The sequence below is a fragment of the Candidatus Kryptonium sp. genome, assembly GCA_025060635.1.
Classification (GTDB): Bacteria; Bacteroidota; Ignavibacteria; order Kryptoniales; family Kryptoniaceae; genus Kryptonium.
Window position 1 is genome coordinate 304,556 of record JANXBN010000001.1, and the last position, 19,308, is coordinate 323,863.

A 19,308-nucleotide genomic window follows, 5' to 3' on the forward strand; every position below is an offset into this window, starting at 1 on the left:
AGTTGCAGTAAAAAATCAATACTTGAAAGTTCAGTAAGCGAAAGTTTTTTTTAAGCGGAAAAATCTTTAATTTTTAGTAAGCGCTTTAAAGTGATCAAATCAAAAAATTTTTAATTTCAATGCCACAGGCGAGGAAGAAGGGTTTGGAAATAACACCAGAGTTAATTTCGTTGATAACGAGGTTAATTGATGAAAAGATGCAGGCAATATATGTAGGGCGTAGTGAGTTTGCCGAGTTAAAAGAATTAGTTGGACAAACGAGCCAAAATCTTTCTTATCTTTCCGAGATCCAGCGGAGATCTCAAGAGGAATTTGTGTCATTTAGGAAAACAACAGAAGAAAACTTTAATCGGGTTTGGGAAAGTATAAATCAGTTGGTTGAAGCGCAAAGAAGAACAGAGGAGAGTTTGGATTCTTTCAAGCGTGAGACGGCGGAGAATTTCAAGCGAGTTTGGGAAAGTATAAACCAACTTTCGGAAGCACAGAGAAGAACGGAGGAGAGTTTGGAATTTTTCAAGCGTGAGACGTCGGAGAATTTCAAGCGAGTTTGGGAAAGCATAAACCAACTTTCAGAAGCGCAGAGAAGAACAGAAGAAAGATTAAATCAACTAGCTGAAGCACAGAGAAGAACGGAGGAAAGATTGAATCAGCTTGCAATTAAAGTAGAACAATTAGCTGAGGCGCAAAGGAAAACGGAAGAGAGGTTAATCTGGCTAATAAACGAACACGAAAGGACACGAGAAATCCTCGCTGGAATTTCAGATACCGTCGGCTATGGGCTTGAAGATAAAGTTATGCTCTTTGCGAAAAAATTTGCAAAGTATGAGTATGGAGTTGAAGCTGAAATAGTTGACCGAAGGAATGTGGTTTATCCCGATGGAAGGTATGATGAGGTGAACATCTATATTGAAGGGAAGAAAAATGGAGAAAAAGTTTACATAATAGGTGAATGTAAGTCAAGGCCGAGCAAAAGAGAGATAGAAAAACTTGCAAAGAAGATGGAAAGGTTGAGAAGTTATTTAAATGCCGATGTTTACGCCTTTGTCGTTGGTTATTATTTTTCGCCTGAAGTTGAAACATATTTGCGTGAAGAATATCCCAACATAAGAGCGTTCAAGAGCTTTGAATTTGAGATGAAGTATGGTGAAAAAGTTTAATGTTCCAGGGATTGTCAAAATAAATTTTTTGCTACTATGTCAACGCCATTGATGAGACAGTATAGAAAGATAAAAGCGCAATATCCTGATGCGATAGTTTTGTTTAGAATGGGGGATTTTTACGAAACATTTGAAGAAGATGCAAAGATAACCGCAAAGGTCCTCGGCATAGCTTTAACGAGAAGGGCAAACGGAGCTGCAGCTGATGTCCCGCTTGCTGGTTTCCCTCATCATGCGCTTGACACATATCTTCCGAAGCTTGTTAAAGCTGGATATAAAGTCGCAATTTGCGAGCAACTTGAAGACCCAAAGTTTGCCAAAGGGATCGTAAAAAGAGATGTGATTGAAATCGTAACCCCAGGAGTTGCGGTTATTGATAAACTTCTTGATAATAGGGCGAACAATTTCGTTTGTGCTTTGTCTTTCAAAGATAGAAAAGTTGGGGTCGCTTTCGCTGATGTCTCAACTGGGGAATTTTATACGAGCGAGATTTATCTTGAAGAACTTCCAAATTTGCTTGATACGATAACTCCAAGTGAAATTATTTACAGTAAATCTTCAAAAAGTTTGTTGGAACAAACTCTTGAAAAAGTTCAAACAAAGCCAGCGCTAACAAGGCTGGAAGATTGGATTTTTAAGTATGATTATGCATTTGAGGTTTTGACAAATCATTTTCAAACTCAATCCTTGAAAGGTTTTGGCATTGAAGAGCTTGAACTTGGAATTATTTCCGCTGGCGCAGTTTTGCATTATCTTCAAGAGACACAAAGGACGAGGTTAACTCACATAAGGAAAATTTCACGATATGACAACAGCGATTATATGGTTCTTGATCCCGCAACGAAGCGAAATCTTGAAATAGCCACTTCATATTCAGGTGAAACAACATATGGGACTCTTTTTTCAATCATTGATAAAACTCAAACCCCGATGGGGGCACGACTTTTAAAAAAATGGGTTTTGAGACCTTTAAAGAAACTTGAACCAATTCAAAAACGACTTGAAGCTGTTAAGGAACTTTACGAAAATCAAAAGTTAAGAAAAGAACTTTATGAAATTCTCGGCGAGATCGGTGATATTGAAAGATTGATTTCAAGGATCGCAATCCGTGCGCATCTTCCGGGGACAACAGGGAGAGCGAACCCAAGAGATATGATAAATCTAAAAGAATCCCTCAAAAAAATTCCAAAGATAAAGTCCCTTCTTGTTGATGCGAAATCCGAGACGCTCCAGAAAATTTCAAAACTTCTAAATCCGTTGGAAAATGCGGTCTCTTTAATAGAAAGCGCAATCGTTGATGATCCACCTGCAACTGTTTCAGATGGCGGAGTTATAAGAGATGGATATAATCCTGAACTTGACGAACTTCGCTATATTACTCGTTCAAGCAAAGAATTAATAGCAAATTTACAGCAAAAGGAAAGAGAGAGAACGGGGATCCCGAGTTTGAAGATTGATTATAATTCTGTTTTCGGATATTACATTGAGGTCACGAAACCACATCTTGACAAAGTTCCGCCAGATTACATTCGCAAGCAGACGCTTGTAAATGCAGAGAGATTTATAACACCCGAATTAAAAGAGTATGAAGAAAAAATTCTCACTGCGGAAGAAAAGATCTCGGCTCTTGAAGCAGAGCTTTTTAATCAGTTAAGAGAGAAAATTTCCGAACATACCGAAGCGATACAGAAAAATGCACAACTTCTTGCGATGCTTGATTGCTTCGTCTCGCTTGCGGAGGTTGCCGTTGAAAACAACTATACTTGTCCAATAGTTGATGAAAGCGATGTTATAGAGATAAAAGACGGAAGACATCCGGTTGTAGAAAAAATTTTACCTGCTGGTGAGAGATTCGTTCCAAACAGCGTTTATCTTGATAATTCTGAAAATCAAATTTTGATAATCACAGGGCCGAATATGTCTGGTAAGAGCGTATTTTTGCGTCAGGTGGGTTTAATTGTTTTGCTTGCTCAAATCGGAAGTTTCGTCCCGGCAAGTTATGCGAGGATTGGAATTGTTGATAGAATTTTCACAAGGGTTGGGGCATCTGATAACATCGCTGGTGGTGAGAGCACCTTTTTAGTTGAAATGCATGAGATGGCAAACATTTTGAACAACGCAACACCGAAAAGTTTAATTTTACTTGATGAAGTTGGACGAGGTACAAGTACATTTGATGGTATTTCAATCGCATGGGCTATAACCGAGTATTTGCACGAGAATCCAAAGGTCAGAGCTAAAACCATTTTCGCAACGCATTATCACGAGCTGAATGAACTTGCGGAGATATTTCCGCGCATAAAGAACTTCAAAGCGGATGTGAGAGAAGTCGGAGATAAAATCATATTCCTTCACAAGATAGTTCCTGGATACGCAGACCACAGCTATGGCATTGAAGTTGCAAAAATGGCTGGGCTTCCGAAGGAGGTAACGGAAAGAGCAAAGGAAATTTTGATGAATTTAGAGCAAAAAGAGTTAACACCGCATGAGAAATCAAAGAAGAAAATTTCAAAAGAAGCACTGCGAGAAAAATTCCAAATAAGTTTGTTTGAACTAAACGACAGCAAATTAAGGGATGAAATCTTGAACCTTGACATAGACAACATGACCCCGATTCAAGCATTAATGAAACTTCATGAGTTGAGGGGGAAGATAAAGAGCGGGGAATTGTAAGCCTTCTAAATTTTGTTTCAATATTCAACATTGCGTTTCACATATTGAGACAGTGAAAACTTTAACTCTTGACAAAGTAGCCATCGTTTCTTAACTTGCCTTCAGAAAAATTTAATAACCTTATTTTATGAAAGGAACACCGAACAATAATTCAATTGAAAGGGCGTTTGCAATTTTATCCGTCTTTGCACAGAATGGGAAATTTGAGCTCGGTGTGGGGGAGATAAGCAAAATTTTAAAAATGCATAAAAGCACAGTCCATAGATTCCTTCGCTCAATGGAGAAACTTGGGGTCGTTGAGAAAAGCGAAGAAACAGGGAAATATCGGTTGGGCTTAAAACTTTATGAGCTCGGAAACAGCGTATCCTTAAAAAAGATCATGGTTGACAGGGCAAGGATTTATCTTGAAGATCTTCATTGGTATCTAAATGAAACCGTTCATTTCGCAACGCTTAAAAATGGCGAGGTTGTGTATCTTGACAAGATAATAGCCGATAGAAACTTTGTTATAATCTCGGAGGTGGGCAGGCGTCTTCCCGCACATTGCACTGGGCTTGGCAAAGCAATGCTTGCGTTTTTGCCAGAGGATAAAGCTAAAAGAATCATAAGGGAGAAGGGACTTAAAAGGTTTACCAAAAACACGATAACAGATAAGAAAAAATTTTTTGAGGAATTAAAAAGAATAAGAGAGCGTGGCTATGCGATAGATAATGAGGAAATTGAAGATGGCTTGAGATGTATTGCTGCGCCTGTTTTCAATGGGGAAGGAGTGGTGATAGCAGCTGTGAGCGTTTCTGGACCATCAAGCCGAATTAATGAGTCCGTTTACGATGAATATTCAAAATGCGTGATGAAGACAGCAAAACTAATTTCAGAGGAACTTAAAAACATAGATTTGAGGTTGATTTAATGTCTGAAGTAAATGAATTAACACAGAAAAAAACATCCATCCGCAATGGGGTCATTGAGTTGAAAAATTTCATCGGTGGGAAATTTGTTGATTCTGTCAGTGGGAAAAGATTTGAAAGTAAGTATCCTGCGACAAATGAGGTGATAGCCACTGTTCCAGAAAGTGGCAAGGAAGATGTTGAAATGGCTGTTAAATCTGCGCTTGAAGCTTTCAAGGTCTGGGGGAAGATGCCAGTTAAGGAAAGAAGCAAATACTTGATGAGGATTTCCGAAATTATTATGTCAAGAATTGATGAACTTTCATATCTTGAATCAATAGATGTCGGAAAGCCGATAAAGCTTTCAAAGGGGATGGAGATACCGCGAGCATCTTATAATTTTTCGTTCTTCGCTGAGTTTGCGAAATATGTTCATACCGAATTTTATGAAACGGACGATCGCGGAGCTATAAACTATGTCTTGAGGCGACCGGTTGGAGTTGCTGGACTTATAACACCTTGGAATCTCCCGCTTTTATTGACGACTTGGAAAGTTGCTCCGTGTCTTGCAGCAGGAAATACATGCATAATAAAACCTTCCGAACTTACTCCGATAACTGCTACAAAATTGGCTGAAATAGCAGCTGAAGCTGGTCTTCCTGATGGAGTTTTAAATGTCGTCCACGGTTTCGGACCAAATTCAGCTGGTGAATTCATTGTTGCACATCCCGATGTGAAGTTGATCTCACTTACTGGGGAAACAACGACTGGGCAGGCGATAATGCGAATCGCTTCACAACATCTTAAAAAGCTTTCATTTGAACTCGGTGGTAAAAATCCAAATATCATCTTCGCTGACGCTGATATTGAACAAGCACTTGATGTGACAATTCAGTCAAGCTTTTCAAATCAAGGTGAGGTTTGTTTGTGTGGTTCAAGAATTTATGTTGAAAGAAAAATCTATGATGAATTTGTTGAAAAACTCGTTGAACGCGCAAAGAAAATAAAAGTTGGCGATCCACTTGACTTTGAAACAGAGATGGGGGCATTGATAAGTGAGGAACACCTTCAGAAAGTGCGCACCTACCTTGAGATAGCTGTAGCAGAGGGTGGAAAAATTTTAACAGGTGGAAAAACTCCAGAGCACCTTCCAGATAAATTCAAAACAGGAAATTGGCTTGAACCTACCGTCATAGTGGGGTTAAATGATAATTGTAGGGTTATCAAAGAAGAAATTTTCGGTCCAGTTGTGACCGTTTCGCCATTTGATACCGAAGAAGAAGTTATCCAAAGGGCAAACAACACTCACTATGGATTAAGCGCAACCATATGGACAAGAGACCTAACAAGAGCACATCGCGTTGCCGGACAAATTGAAGCAGGTGTTATTTGGATCAACACTTGGTTTTTAAGGGATTTAAGAACACCGTTTGGCGGAATGAAGATGAGTGGAATTGGAAGAGAGGGTGGGATTTACAGCTTTGAGTTTTATACGGAGCTGAAAAATGTGTGCATAAAGTTGTGAATTGTGTCTTTTGGAGTTTCTTAAGAGATAAAATTTTCTCCCTTGGCTTTCTAAAATAATTTTTCAGCGTCATGCAGGATTATATTAAAAAATTTGCGGAAGAGCTGTATTTTGCTGAATTAAATTTAACGCCGATTGAACCGCTGACATCAAAAAACGGGGCTATAACAATTGAGGAAGCATACAAAATCCAGCGCGTAAATGTTGAGAGAAAACTAAAAAACGGTTTTAGAATCAAAGGAAAGAAAATTGGGATCACAAGTTTTGCGGTTCAAAAGATGTTAAATGTAAATCAACCTGACTTCGGTTATCTTTTTGATACGATGTATATTGAAGATGGAGGCGTTGTCAAACTTAACAGCTTAATTCAGCCAAGGGTTGAGGGTGAGATTGCGTTTGTGATTGGGAAAGATTTAATAGGTCCAGGGATTACAGAGGTAGATGTTTTAAGGGCGACTGAATTCGTTGTTCCTTCAATTGAAATAGTTGATAGCAGGATTAAAGATTGGAAAATAAAGATTCAGGATACGATCGCTGATAATGCTTCGTCTGCTTTGTTTGTTCTCGGGGGAAAGAAAACGATGATTGATAATCTTGATTTAAGATGTTTAGGTATGATACTTGAACAAAATGGCGATGTAGTTGTTTCAGGTGCTGGAGCAGCATCGCTTGGCAATCCTGTGAAGGCGGTTGCTTGGCTTGCGAACAAACTCGCTGAATTTGGAGAATATCTAAAATCTGGTGAAATCATCCTTTCTGGTTCGCTTGGTCAACTCGTGGTTCCAAAAAAAGGTGATTTCTTCAAAGTTACAATCCAAAAACTTGGAAGCGTAAGCGTAAAATTTGAATAAGGGTTGGTAAAATGTATGCAAGATTTACAAGGTTTCTTGATAAATTTGTTGAATTTCGGTTATCTCATTACTCTGATTGGCTTGAGTCGGGCGAGCTTGTGATGCCATATGCGATATTTGAAGATTTCAGGGTTAGAAATAAAATCGTTCTTGTTGCAGATACCGAGGAAGATAGGAAAAAGATAAGCGAGTATCTTCAGCATCTTGTGAGATTAAATATAAAATCGCCCGATGAGATTGACTTAGATGAATATTTCCCAACAAAATTTTGAAATTTGAAATGTCAACTAACTCGGTAAATGGAAAGGTTAAATGCGCAATCGTCGGAAGCGGAAACATAGGGACGGATCTTTTGATAAAAATTTTACGCTATTCAAAAAATCTTGAGCCAGTTATGATGGTCGGTATAGATCCGAATTCCGATGGACTTGCGCGTGCGAAACGACTCGGGATTGAGACAACTTACGAGGGGATTGATGGTTTTCTAAAAAGGAAAGATATCGTTGATCAAGTTGAGATTGTATTTGAAGCAACAAGTGCAAAGGCACATCTTCAAAACGCACCGATTTACAAAGAGCTTGGCAAAATAGCAATTGACTTGACGCCAGCTGCAATAGGTCCTTATGTTGTCCCACCGGTAAATCTTGGAGAGCATCTTGATAAGTTAAATGTTAATTTGATAACTTGTGGTGGGCAAGCAACGATACCTATGGTCTATGCTGTCTCAAGAGTTGTAAAGGTTCATTACGCTGAAATAGTTTCATCTGTTGCGAGCAAGAGCGCTGGACCCGGGACGAGACAAAACATAGATGAGTTTACACAAACGACAGCTAAAGGTCTTGAAGTTATCGGCGGAGCAAAAAAGGGTAAAGCGATAATTATCTTAAATCCAGCTGAACCACCAATTATAATGCGAAACACAGTTTACACATTAACAGATGAGTGCGATCCTGACGAGGTTTCTGAATCAATTTACCAAATGGTGGACGAGGTTAAGAAATATGTCCCAGGATATAATCTAAAAAGCGAACCAATTTTTGATCCACTGGATAAGTATCCTTTGAAGATACCTGGATATGGTGAGTTCAATCGTGGATACAAAGTTACAATTTTGCTTGAAATTGAAGGAGCGGGACATTATTTGCCAAAATATGCTGGAAATCTTGATATAATGACATCTGCAGCGCTTAGGGTTGGAGAACTTTTTGCGGAAAAAATTTTAAAAGAAAGAGCAAGCGTTCAATAAAAAATTCTGGAGATTTAAAAATGGAGGATAAAAAAATCATTATAAACGATGTGACGCTTCGTGATGGGATGCACGCAATGTCCCATCAATATGAAATTGAAGATATGGTTGAGATAGCAAAGTCACTTGATTCGGCTGGGGTTGATATAATTGAAGTATCACATGGAGACGGTCTTGCCGGAAATGCAATAAATTATGGGTTTTCAAAATATCCAGAAATGGAATATATCTCTGCAGTTGCTGAAGTTTTAAAAAATGCGAAGCTTGATGTTTTGCTCTTGCCTGGAATTGGAACTATAGCGGATTTGGAAGTCGCAATTGATCTTGGCGTGAAGGTAGTAAGAATTGCAACGCATTGCACCGAAGCAGATATAGCAATTCAACATATTGAGTATTCAAAGAAAAGGGGGCTTGAGGTTGTTGGATTTTTAATGATGTCACATATGATTGAGCCAAATGAACTTGTTAAGCAAGCGAAAATAATGGAAAGCGCTGGTGCTGATTGTGTCTATGTGGTTGATTCAGCTGGAGCGATGCTTCCACAGGATGTCGCAGATAGAATTAAAGCATTCAAAGATAAATTAAACTGTCAAGCTGGATTTCACGCCCATCATAATCTTTCGCTTGGAGTTGCAAATTCTCTTTCTGCGGTTCAAAGCGGTGCAGATAGAATTGACGCTTCGCTATGTGGACTTGGCGCAGGTGCTGGAAATGCACCGCTTGAGGTTTTGATCGCTGTATTTAATAAAGCCGGTATAAAAACCAACTGCGATCTTTACAAACTTATGGACGCAGCTGAAAACATCGTTAGACCAATGATGAAAAGAAAAAATGTTGATGTTGTAATTGACAGGGATAGCTTATCGCTTGGATATGCGGGAGTTTATTCATCATTTTTGCTTCATGCTAAAAGAGCAGGGCAAAGATTTGGCGTTGATACGAGAGATATTTTGATTGAGCTCGGAAGAAGAAAAATGGTCGGTGGTCAGGAAGATATGATAATTGATGTTGCAGTTGAACTCGCAAGAAAACTTGGGAAAGAGATTGAGGTTTGAGATTAAAAATAAATTTTGAAAAAATGTGCCGGTAAAAGCACAGAAAAATAAAAATGGCAAGTTAAAGCAACTTGCGAAGTATCTTCATCAATGTGAAGTTGAACGAAAGGAGACGGAACAAATCGTAAAAATGCATCCCGAAATTACAATTGACGATGCTTATTTGATACAAAAAGAACTTGTTAAAGTTAAACTTTCGCTGGGAAATAAAATCATTGGCTATAAGCTTGCTTTCACGACGAGAGCAAAGCAAAAGTCAATGGGAATTTCAAGCGTCGGCTTTGGATATTTGTTTGATTATATGAAAATAGATGACGGCGGTGAGGTTAACTTGAATGAGTTAATTCATCCCAAAGCAGAAGCGGAAATAGCTTTTATAATTGGAGATGACCTTTATGGGGATGTTTCACCTTATGAAGTAATAGAAGCAACGAAGTTCGTCGCGCCAGCAATTGAGTTCGTTGATTCAAGATATAAAGATTTTAAGTTTGAGCTAACTGATGTCATCGCTGATAATTTTTCTGCCTCAAGATTTGTAATTGGTTCAGATGTCAAGAAACCTACCGAGGTTGATTTAAGATTGTCAGGTGTAATTTTTGAACGAAATGGGATGCCGGAGAAAACAGGGGCTTTGGGAGCTGTGCTCGGAAATCCTGCCATCGCCGTGTCCCAACTTGTTAAGTTTCTTTCAAAGCGTGGCGAGAAAGTAAAATCAGGGAGCATAATTTTAACAGGAAGCATCACTGAAGCAATTGATGTGAAAAATGGGGACTTTATAAAAGTCACGATATGCGGTGTTGGCGAGGTTTCAACTTTCGTGGTTCAGAAATAAAAATCAAAGGTAAAGTTTTATGCCGATAGTGATAATTAACATGCTTGAAGGAAGAAGTAGTGAAATGAAAAGAGACCTTATAAAAAAAGTAACCGACGCTGTTGTTGAATCGCTTGGTGTGAATCCCGAGAGTGTTCGCGTAATAATAAACGAGGTCCCAAAGGAAAACTTTGCGGTTGCAGGTCTTCCGATTGAAGAATATAGACAAAAGAAGCAAGATGGAATCTCAAAGATGAACAAAAAGGCAAATAAAAAATAAAACGGAGGTGCTATCATGTCAACTCAATATGAAATCAAGCAAAAGGTAATTGAACCAAAGCGTTTGGCGTTTGATTATCTTCTGAAACGATACGGAAACAGACCAGCATCAAGGTATGAAGAAGCAACCGTTGATATTCAACAGAGGGAAAATTTCCACTACAAACCAACCTGGCGTGAGGGAGTTGAAATTTTTGATAAGAACTATTCTGAACTGAAACTTGCGGATTATTATTCATTTCTTGATCCGAGGCAGTACTATTATTACACTTACAACGCAACGAGAGCGAAAAATTATGAGGCAGTTGATAAGTATTTTGAATTTTGCGAAGAGCGCGGGTTGTTTGAAAAAGTTGACGAAAATTGGCTTAAGGTTTACAATCGCTATTTCATACCGTTGAGACATCTTGAATATGCAGGTTGGATTTTGCTTGTTGGGGTTGCCAGGTTTGGATATGGTACATCAATAACTCAGTGTGCGGAATTTAACGCTTGCGATAAGTATGCAAATGCGCAACTTATAACGAGAATAGCGTTTGAACTTCCAGAGCCGGATGGAGATATTTTTGAAAATGCGAAGAAGACATGGCTTGAGGACGGAATTTTCCAACCGTTGCGTGAATATGTTGAAAAATTATTAACGGTTCAAGATTGGGGTGAAGTTTTAATTGGACAAAACCTCGCTCTTGATGTTTTTATTAATCCTCTCGTCCATATTGAGCTTGATAATCTTGCTGTTGAAAATGGGGTTACGACTTTCTCATTTTTCAGCAAGTATTTCTACGACATGTATAAAGACAACATGCGATGGACTGAAAAGCTTTTTGAAGTCCTTGTTTCTGATCCAACCTATGGAGAGAATAACAAAAAATTCATTGAGTCAAAGCTAAATCATTACGCTGGTCAAATTTCAAAAGCGGTTGACGAATTCGCTGATGTTTTTAAGATGCCAAAGAAGAAAGGTGATTTCAAGAAGGCGAAAGAAAATGTTTTAAATCACGCTCGTGAAGTTTACGGAAAACTTGGTTTGAATATTAAAATTTAAAAACGGAGGTGCGAAATGGCGGTCGTAGAAACAAGAAGGGAAAGATTTGTCGCTATTGATCTTCAAAAAACCGAGGAAGGTTATAATGTTTTGCAAGCGATTTTGAAAGATAATCCCGGGACAAGGATTGATGAATTTCCCGGCTATTACAAAGTGAAGCACCCGGAAAAGCTTTTAATTAATCGTGAGACGGTAGAAAGTTTCATGGGTCGTCCGTGGGATACGCAGGAGTTCAATCTCGTGATAATTTCTTATGCGGGGAACTTCGCAGAGTGGGATGACGATAAGATTTTGATTCAATGGGATACACATATGTAAAACAAAAGTTTAAAACAAACGGAGGTGCAAGCTATGGCGAAAAAGAAATTAACATTGGCTCAAAAATATCATATCTATACTCGTGGGCTTGATTGGGAGCCAACTTATGTAAGTAAAAAAGATATTTATCCTTACGCTGAATACGAAGGCATAAAAATTAAGGATTGGAATAAATGGGAGGATCCGTTCAGGATGACAATTGAGGCGTATTGGAAATACCAAGCGGAAAAGGACAGACGATTTTATGCAATTCTTGACGGATTTATTCAAAATCAAGGGCACTTAACACTTTCCGATGCGAGATATTTGAATTCAATTAAGCTTTTTATTCAAGGTGTCACACCGCTTGAATACATGGCTCATCGTGGATTTGCTTTCGTTGCGAGGCATCTTCCAGGCGCTGGTCCGAGAACGGCAGCATTTTTCCAATCAATGGATGAACTTAGACATACTCAAATTGAAGTTCACGCTGGAAGTAACTTTAACAAATACTATGATGGTTTTCACTCAATGACGCATATGCATGATAGAGTTTGGTATTTGAGCGTTCCGAAATCTTATTTTGATGACGCAGTGACGGCTGGACCGTTTGAGTTCGTAACCGCTATTTCGTTTTCATTTGAATATGCATTGACAAACCTTCTTTTCGTGCCGTTTATGTCAGGCGCTGCTTATAATGGTGATACTCCAACTATGACATTCGGTTTCAGTGCACAGTCAGATGAATCAAGGCATATGACGCTTGGGCTTCAAGTTGTTAAGTTTCTTCTTGAGCAACACGAAGATAATGTCCCGATAATTCAACAATGGATTGATAAATGGTGGTGGCGTGGCTACAGATTAACTTCGCTTGTCGGTGCGATGATGGATTATATGCTTCCCAAAAGAGTTATGTCGTGGAAGGAATCGTTTGAGCTTTATGTTGAAGATCAAATAATTGAAGGTCTGTTCCGAGATTTGGAAAGATATGGAATTAGACCGCCTTTGCATATGGAGCAATCAATAAAAGAGAAGGAATTCCTTTCGCATGATGTTTACTGGATTTTGTTCTCGTTTACATTTGCAGCTGCTTTTCACTCTTGGATTCCAACTGAGGCAGAAATGGAGTGGCTTGCGGAGAAATATCCAAGGACATTTAATCAGTATTATCGCTGGAGATACGAAAAAGCGAAGGAAGCAAAAACTCCTCTCCCTGGAGATAGATTTTATTACATCGGATTACCTCAGCTTTGTCAGGTGTGTCAGATACCTATGGGCTTCACAGATCCAGATGATCCAAATAATTTTGTTCAAAGATATACAGAATATGAAGGCGAGATTTATCATTTCTGCTCTGATGGTTGCAAATGGATATTTGAACGGGAACCTGAAAAATTCGTCCAAGCGTGGTTACCAGTCCACGAAATTTACAAAGGAAATTGCTTCGCCGAGCCACCAAAAGGACCTGATGATGTTGTCCCACAGGTCTTGAGATGGTATAACATTCAAACTGATAACTTTGATTATTTCGTCTCTGAAGATTACAAGAATTGGAAGGAGTGGCATAAAGATATGGCAACGGTCCTGATTTAAATTTAAACTGGGGCGGTTTTTCCCGCCCCATATCTTGAAAATAAAAAACAAATGGAGGTTTAAAATGGCTGTTAAAGCTCTTTATAATTACAAGTTTCCTGCTCGTGATAGAGCAGAGGTTTTCGGCGATGACATAATCGTTTACGCATATTGGCTTGATAATCCATTTTTCTGCTCTGCTTCTGCATGGAGAGTTCCGAAAAATATGAAATGGAAAGATTTCGTCGGGCAAATTTTCGGGCAACTTTACGGACTTGATCCTGATTTTAAGAAAGTTAAAGAATGGAAGTGGTATCATTTTGATAGCGAGTTTAAGCCCGATGATGAAAAAACACTTTCGGAGCTTGGTTTAAGACATAAATCAATAGTCAAATTTAAGCCGGCTTAAGTTATGAAATACAAAGTCAAAATTGAACCGCTCGGTGTTGAAGTAACCTGCGATGAAAATCAAACTATACTTGACGCATGTCTGAGAAATGGAGTATGGATTCCGCATGCTTGTACTCACGGGACTTGCGGGACATGCAAATCAAGAATCGTTGAAGGTGAGTTTGATTTCGGACTTGCTTCAAATTTCGCATTGATGGATTTTGAAAGGGAGGAAGGATATGCTTTGATTTGCACCGCAAAACCCAAAAGCGATCTTATAATAGAAGCGGATGTTGAAATTGAAGAGGGAATTGAATTTTATCCTGTAAAAGATTTTACAGGCAAAGTTGTTAAAATTTATGACTGCGCGCGCGATACACGAAAACTCATAATTGAAATTATCAACGACAAAATCTTCTATCTCGCTGGACAATACATTCAACTTGATATCCCGGGGACAGGTCAAAATCGTGCATATTCAATTGCTTCAAGACCAGTTGCTGATGGCAACTCAATGATTGAACTTCAAATAAAGAAAGTCCCCGGTGGTATCGGCTCTAAATATGTTTTTGAAGAATTGAAAGAAGGTGATACAGTTAAATTTGCAGGTCCATTTGGAAGATTTGTGTTAAGAAAAAAATTTGAAAACCCGATACTTTTCCTCGCTGGTGGGACAGGGCTTGCGCCAATAAAAGCTATGATCCTTGACGCAATTGAAAGTGGATTGAAACAAGAAATGTATCTTTTCCACGGTGTCAGATCAACGCGTGATCTTTATGATCAAGACATCTTTTGGGAAATTGAAAGGCAAAACAAGAATTTTCATTACATACCCGCTTTATCCGAGAAGTTGGAGGAAGACGAATGGGATGGTGAGCTTGGATTCGTCCATGAGGTTCTTGAGAGAAAATTTCAAAAATTTGCGGGCTTTAAGGCATACATTTCCGGACCGCCACCGATGGTTGATGCGTGCGTGAAAACATTGATGCGCGGAAGATTGTTCGCAGAAGATATTTATGTTGAAAAATTTTTCAACGAAAAAGATAGAATAACAGGAGGTTCAAAAGTTGGCATTGTATCAAGAATATAAAAATGATCGTTCGCCTCAAATGATTGAACTTGATAAGCTTGAAGCAGGATATTTTGAAAATATAGGTGGAATTAAAACTCATTTTCACAGGATGGGCTCTGGAGTTCCGATAGTCTTTCTTCACGGTTCAGGTCCTGGTGTTTCTGCGTGGGCGAATTGGAGATTGACACTTCCATTTTTTATTGAAAGCGGTTTTGAAGTTTTTGCTCCTGATATAGTTGGATTTGGTTATACAGAAAGACCGGAAAATTTTGAGTATACGCATAAAAGCAGAGTTAAACATATTGTTGATTTTATAAAACACTTTGACCTTTGGGAGGTTAATATCGTTGGAAATTCCATGGGGGGAGCCCTTGCCCTTGCGGTCGCTCTTGAAATTCCAGAAAGAATAAGAAAACTTGTCATAATGGGGAGCATCGGGGTAAAATTCCCGATAACGGAAGGACTTTTGACAGTATGGAGTTATAAACCAAGCTTGGAAAATATGAAAAAAGTTATCGCAGCTTTATCAAGCTCTTCTGACCTCGTTGGAGATGATCTAATCAAAATGAGGTATGAAGCGTCAATTCAACCTGGATTTCAAGAGACATATGAAAAAATGTTTTATCCTCCGTATCAAAAACACATTGATGAAATGGATGTTGAAGATAAATTGGGCGAAATAAAAGCACCTGTGCTTGTGATCCACGGGAAACTTGATAAAGTTATACCTTATCAGGTAAGTATAAGAATTTTTGAGAAATTGCCGAACGCTGAACTTCACATATTTGGTGATTGCGGACATTGGACTCAAATTGAAAAGAAAGATGAATTTAACAAACTCGTTAAGGATTTTCTCTTGAGGTGAAAATCGCCCGAAAAAGTGCTCAATGGTTGAAAACTTAATCTGTTAAGTTATATGCAAAATGGAAAATTTAAAATACATCTTTTGCCGAACAACATAACATTTCTTTGTCGTGAAAATGAAACAATTCTTGATGCTGCATTAAGAGCTGGGATTGAGCTACCGCACGGTTGCACGAAAGGTGGGTGCGGGGTTTGCAAAATTAAAGTTAAAGGTAAAGTTGAATTTGGCAGGGTTTCAAAAGTTATGCTGACAGATGAAGAGAAAGAAAATGGTTTTTGTCTTTCTTGTAGGGCTATACCACTTGAAGATATTCAAATTAGTTTAGTTGATGGTTCGCCCGCGAGAGTGGTAAGATATGATGAGTTTTATTCTTTTCTTTTCAAAACGAGAACAAATCTTTAAAAATTAAAAAACGGAGGTGCCCTATGCCGTTTAGAATTTCACGCCTCGGCTATGTTGAAGTCAGGGTCCTTGACCTTGACGATGCCCTTGATTTCTATACAAATGTCCTGGGGCTTCAACTTGTTGAAAGAGCTGGTAAAAAAGCATATTTGAAAACTTGGGATGAACAGCTTGCTTACTCGGTTATATTGACTGAATCTGACTCGGCAGGGATGGTAAGAGCAGCGTGGAGAACTGTTGATCCTGAAGATGTTGATTATTTTGAAAGGAAGTTAAGACAATATGAAGTTCAATATCAAGTTATCCCTGAAGATTACAAGCGAGGAAAGGCGATAAGCTTTAAAACGCCTTCTGGCCATACTTTTGAAATCTTTTACGAGATTGAGATACCTGGAAATATGCTTCCGAAAGAAAGCCCAGACCCGTGGCCAAGAGATTTGAAATTTGATGCAATTAATCCACCGAAAATTGATCATACATTGATAACAGCTCCAGATCCGACGAAGATGATAAGATTTTGTGAAGAAGTTCTTGAGTTCAGAGCAACAGAATATGTTGTAAATAGTGAAGGACAACCAATTGCTGCATGGTTGTATCAAGCAAGACAACAACCTCATGACCTTGCGATTGTGCCAGGAAGAGAGGCTGGAATGCATCATTTCGCATTTCATATATCAAGTGCGCAAGACATCTTTCGTGCAGCAGATATAATGGTTATGAATGATGTTAAAATTGATTGGGGTCCAGGTCGTCATGGGATTACGAGAGGAAGCGGAATTTATTTCTTTGATCCATTCGGAAACAGAATTGAAACATTCGGAGGATACACCGCATATCTTTTTGACCCCGGAGCGAAACCAATTACTTGGACAGAAGAGACGATGGGCAAAGGTGTGTTTTACTACGAGAGAAAACTTGTTGAAACATTTTTGACAGTTTACACATAAAAAATTAAGCCCACCCCCGCTTTTTTCATCCACTCTTAAAATTGTGCGGAGGTGGGCTTTTTGTTTTATCACTTCATCAAAACCATCTTCTTAACATCTGAAAATTCATTCGTCGTCAACTTGTAGAAATAAACTCCACTTGGCATATCCCTGAACTCAACCACAACGCTGTAACGCCCAGGTTCTAATTTTCTATTTATCAATTCCGCAACTTTTTCACCTTTTAAATTGAATATCTCAAGTTTAGCGTTCGTCTCCTTTGGTATGTCAAATTCTATCGTTGTTGTCGGATTGAATGGGTTCGGATAATTTTGATGCAAGGCAAATGAAGATGGGACTTCAACATTAACTTCAACAACTCTGTCAAGTAATTCTTCGCCATTTGCGTTTACTGCGCCGAGTTTATAGTAGTATTTCCTGCCTTTGACGACATTTTTATCTTCCCACTCGTAGATAGCACCGAAGGCATTTGAGCCCTTTGCTTTTAAGTTGTCGTTGCTTACATATGATGCAACAAGGTTAAACGCATCCAAGCTTTCACCTTTGTAAATGTTAAATCCTTTGAATCCATTTGCCTCTGTTGCTGTTTCAATAAAAAGTTTGACAGCATTTCCAGATACTTTTGCAAAGAATTGTTTGATGGTAACTGGCAAAGGATTATCAGCAGTAGAGGAAATTACGAAATCAGAAAATGATGTAACCCCCGAAACGGTTATAGTGTTGTTAGCCAAATCCCTTGATGTCACTGGTAATTCTATCCATTGAGTTCCATCCCATTGGAATACACGAAGTGAGGTTTCATCGGTTATACCTTGGCGTGCAAGGTCTGCGTCAGAGTAGGAAAATGTTATGTTTGCGGAAAAACTTGTGATACCTGCTGTTTTTTCAATTCTGAACCATCTTCTCAAAACCTTATTATCTCCAAGTGGTCCGCCTGGTTGTTGAGAAACACTATCAATTGCGGAAACAGTCACATCACCGGAGCCAGAAAGTGATGTAAAGTTTATTGTGACAGGCAGATAATCGTTTTCTTGCCCGACTTCCCATTTCTTTGAACCTGTTGATGAAACAGGATACACAAGATTTCCTTCAACAAACTTTCCTGCACCAGCTCCTGTGACAGATCCAGTAACTTTGATTGTCCTTGAAGCAGTTGTAATTAACTTTCCATTGGTAAAGATTAGGTTTTCAACTGTAGTGGATGAATTTAAAGTAACCCCTTGAGCGTTGTTAATTTTGAGATTTGAAACATTTGAAGTTAATTCACCACCAGTCGTTTGAGATGTAGATGCAGCATATTCAAGCGTTGAACCGGGTTCATATGTTAGATTACCATTTATGGTATGACCTTCTGCTCTTTTACTTATAAGAACACCACCACTTTTTACTACTATATTGTTAGCAGATATCTCAGAACCACTGATTTCAAGAGTGCCTTCAATTTGTACCAAATTGCATTTTGCTCCAGCTGTTCCAGTTCTTCTTATATTCCCACCGACGATTAATTTAGCTCCACTATTTATAAAAAGTTTCCCAGTTTCTGAAGTTCCGCTATCAGGTCTTACATCACCAGTTATTTGCAGTGTACCACTTGAGATAATCAAAGTTCCAGCTTTTATGTTTGTTGAAGCAGAGGTTCCAACAGCGTTTGGGTTAAGAGCTATTTCAAGTGTCCACCCTTGAGGATTTGCTGCCCAAGATTGTAGAAATAGCATTCTTGAATCTCCTTCAAACCTAACTTTACCAGTTCCTTCAGTTTGAATTAATGTCGATGAAGGCGATGCATCACCACTTAAACTGCCATATATAGTTAAAGTGACATTATTGTTAATCTTTAATCGCGTTCCTGAACCAGCACCTAAAAGTCTTATTGCCTTAGCCATTGCATTTACATTAACCGTAATTGTATGTCCACTTTGTATCACAACGGAATCAGCACTACTTGGGATTCCTGAGGGATTCCAAGCTGTAGGATCATTCCAGTTTCCAGTTTTAGTAGATATTCTCGTAGTTTGTCCCCACACATTTGAAACAATTATGAGTAATGCAAGAAGTAAAAGCACTTTCTTCATATTTGCCTCCACAGTTTTGTTTTGGTTAAAGCTGGTTTTAAGCAAAGTTTTTTAACAAAGTTCTAAAATTCGCTACGCAACTTAATATATCCAAACATAAAGTAAAAACTTTGACTATCAAAACAACATATGTTCGGCAATAAAATAAATGGTGTGTATTAA

Annotated in this window: 19 protein-coding genes; 18 read left to right on the plus strand and 1 reads right to left on the minus strand. The window is 38.6% G+C overall.

The features are described 5' to 3' along the window. Nucleotides 1–119 precede the first annotated feature (119 nt). From NZ923_01510 to NZ923_01595, 18 genes are all read left to right on the plus strand, one after another. Nucleotides 120–1,157 carry a hypothetical protein gene (locus NZ923_01510; protein ID MCS7228694.1) on the plus strand — a complete coding sequence of 346 codons (1,038 nt, stop codon included), beginning with the start codon at nt 120–122 and terminating at the stop codon, nt 1,155–1,157. Between the two features lie 36 nt (nt 1,158–1,193). Continuing rightward, nucleotides 1,194–3,830, plus strand: coding sequence for a DNA mismatch repair protein MutS (gene mutS / locus NZ923_01515; protein MCS7228695.1), 2,637 nt, complete (start codon nt 1,194–1,196; stop codon nt 3,828–3,830). Between the two features lie 127 nt (nt 3,831–3,957). Continuing rightward, nucleotides 3,958–4,740, plus strand: a complete 783-nt coding sequence (locus tag NZ923_01520; protein MCS7228696.1) for an IclR family transcriptional regulator — start codon at nt 3,958–3,960, stop codon at nt 4,738–4,740. Continuing rightward, entirely contained in the window at nt 4,740–6,242 is a 1,503-nt protein-coding gene (locus tag NZ923_01525) for an aldehyde dehydrogenase (protein ID MCS7228697.1), read from the plus strand. The genes NZ923_01520 and NZ923_01525 overlap by 1 nt, the downstream gene beginning before the upstream one ends. Nucleotides 6,243–6,313: 71 nt before the next feature. Further along, nucleotides 6,314–7,093, plus strand: a complete 780-nt coding sequence (locus NZ923_01530; GenBank protein MCS7228698.1) for a fumarylacetoacetate hydrolase family protein — start codon at nt 6,314–6,316, stop codon at nt 7,091–7,093. A gap of 11 nt (nt 7,094–7,104) precedes the next feature. Continuing rightward, nucleotides 7,105–7,365 (plus strand): hypothetical protein, encoded by a 261-nt coding sequence (locus tag NZ923_01535; protein ID MCS7228699.1) that lies wholly within the window; start codon nt 7,105–7,107, stop codon nt 7,363–7,365. A gap of 8 nt (nt 7,366–7,373) precedes the next feature. After that, nucleotides 7,374–8,339, plus strand: a complete 966-nt coding sequence (locus NZ923_01540) for an acetaldehyde dehydrogenase (acetylating) (GenBank protein ID MCS7228700.1) — start codon at nt 7,374–7,376, stop codon at nt 8,337–8,339. Nucleotides 8,340–8,359: 20 nt separating this feature from the next. Next, nucleotides 8,360–9,394: a 4-hydroxy-2-oxovalerate aldolase gene (dmpG, locus tag NZ923_01545; GenBank protein MCS7228701.1), complete on the plus strand. Its 1,035-nt coding sequence runs from the start codon at nt 8,360–8,362 to the stop codon at nt 9,392–9,394. 25 nt (nt 9,395–9,419) lie between these two features. Beyond that, nucleotides 9,420–10,226 carry a 4-oxalocrotonate decarboxylase gene (locus tag NZ923_01550; protein ID MCS7228702.1) on the plus strand — a complete coding sequence of 269 codons (807 nt, stop codon included), beginning with the start codon at nt 9,420–9,422 and terminating at the stop codon, nt 10,224–10,226. A 19-nt stretch (nt 10,227–10,245) separates the two neighbouring features. Beyond that, nucleotides 10,246–10,485 carry a 4-oxalocrotonate tautomerase family protein gene (locus NZ923_01555; protein ID MCS7228703.1) on the plus strand — a complete coding sequence of 80 codons (240 nt, stop codon included), beginning with the start codon at nt 10,246–10,248 and terminating at the stop codon, nt 10,483–10,485. A gap of 15 nt (nt 10,486–10,500) precedes the next feature. Then, on the plus strand, nt 10,501–11,529 hold the full coding sequence (locus tag NZ923_01560; GenBank protein ID MCS7228704.1) for a hypothetical protein: 1,029 nt from the start codon (nt 10,501–10,503) through the stop codon (nt 11,527–11,529). A gap of 15 nt (nt 11,530–11,544) precedes the next feature. Further along, entirely contained in the window at nt 11,545–11,847 is a 303-nt protein-coding gene (locus NZ923_01565; GenBank protein ID MCS7228705.1) for an MmoB/DmpM family protein, read from the plus strand. Nucleotides 11,848–11,880: 33 nt separating this feature from the next. Beyond that, entirely contained in the window at nt 11,881–13,419 is a 1,539-nt protein-coding gene (locus NZ923_01570; GenBank protein ID MCS7228706.1) for a YHS domain-containing protein, read from the plus strand. A gap of 64 nt (nt 13,420–13,483) precedes the next feature. Then, nucleotides 13,484–13,807, plus strand: a complete 324-nt coding sequence (locus NZ923_01575; protein ID MCS7228707.1) for a phenol hydroxylase subunit P4 — start codon at nt 13,484–13,486, stop codon at nt 13,805–13,807. A gap of 3 nt (nt 13,808–13,810) precedes the next feature. Next, nucleotides 13,811–14,878, plus strand: coding sequence for a 2Fe-2S iron-sulfur cluster-binding protein (locus tag NZ923_01580; GenBank protein ID MCS7228708.1), 1,068 nt, complete (start codon nt 13,811–13,813; stop codon nt 14,876–14,878). Beyond that, complete coding sequence (locus NZ923_01585; protein ID MCS7228709.1) at nt 14,856–15,725, plus strand: alpha/beta fold hydrolase; 870 nt, start codon at nt 14,856–14,858, stop codon at nt 15,723–15,725. The genes NZ923_01580 and NZ923_01585 overlap by 23 nt, the downstream gene beginning before the upstream one ends. 51 nt (nt 15,726–15,776) lie before the next feature. Continuing rightward, nucleotides 15,777–16,127, plus strand: a complete 351-nt coding sequence (locus tag NZ923_01590) for a 2Fe-2S iron-sulfur cluster-binding protein (GenBank protein ID MCS7228710.1) — start codon at nt 15,777–15,779, stop codon at nt 16,125–16,127. Between the two features lie 23 nt (nt 16,128–16,150). Further along, on the plus strand, nt 16,151–17,074 hold the full coding sequence (locus tag NZ923_01595) for a catechol 2,3-dioxygenase (protein MCS7228711.1): 924 nt from the start codon (nt 16,151–16,153) through the stop codon (nt 17,072–17,074). A 68-nt stretch (nt 17,075–17,142) separates the two neighbouring features. On the opposite strand, the gene NZ923_01600 is transcribed toward NZ923_01595, so the two are convergent. After that, entirely contained in the window at nt 17,143–19,146 is a 2,004-nt protein-coding gene (locus tag NZ923_01600) for a T9SS type A sorting domain-containing protein (protein ID MCS7228712.1), read from the minus strand. Nucleotides 19,147–19,308 lie beyond the last annotated feature (162 nt).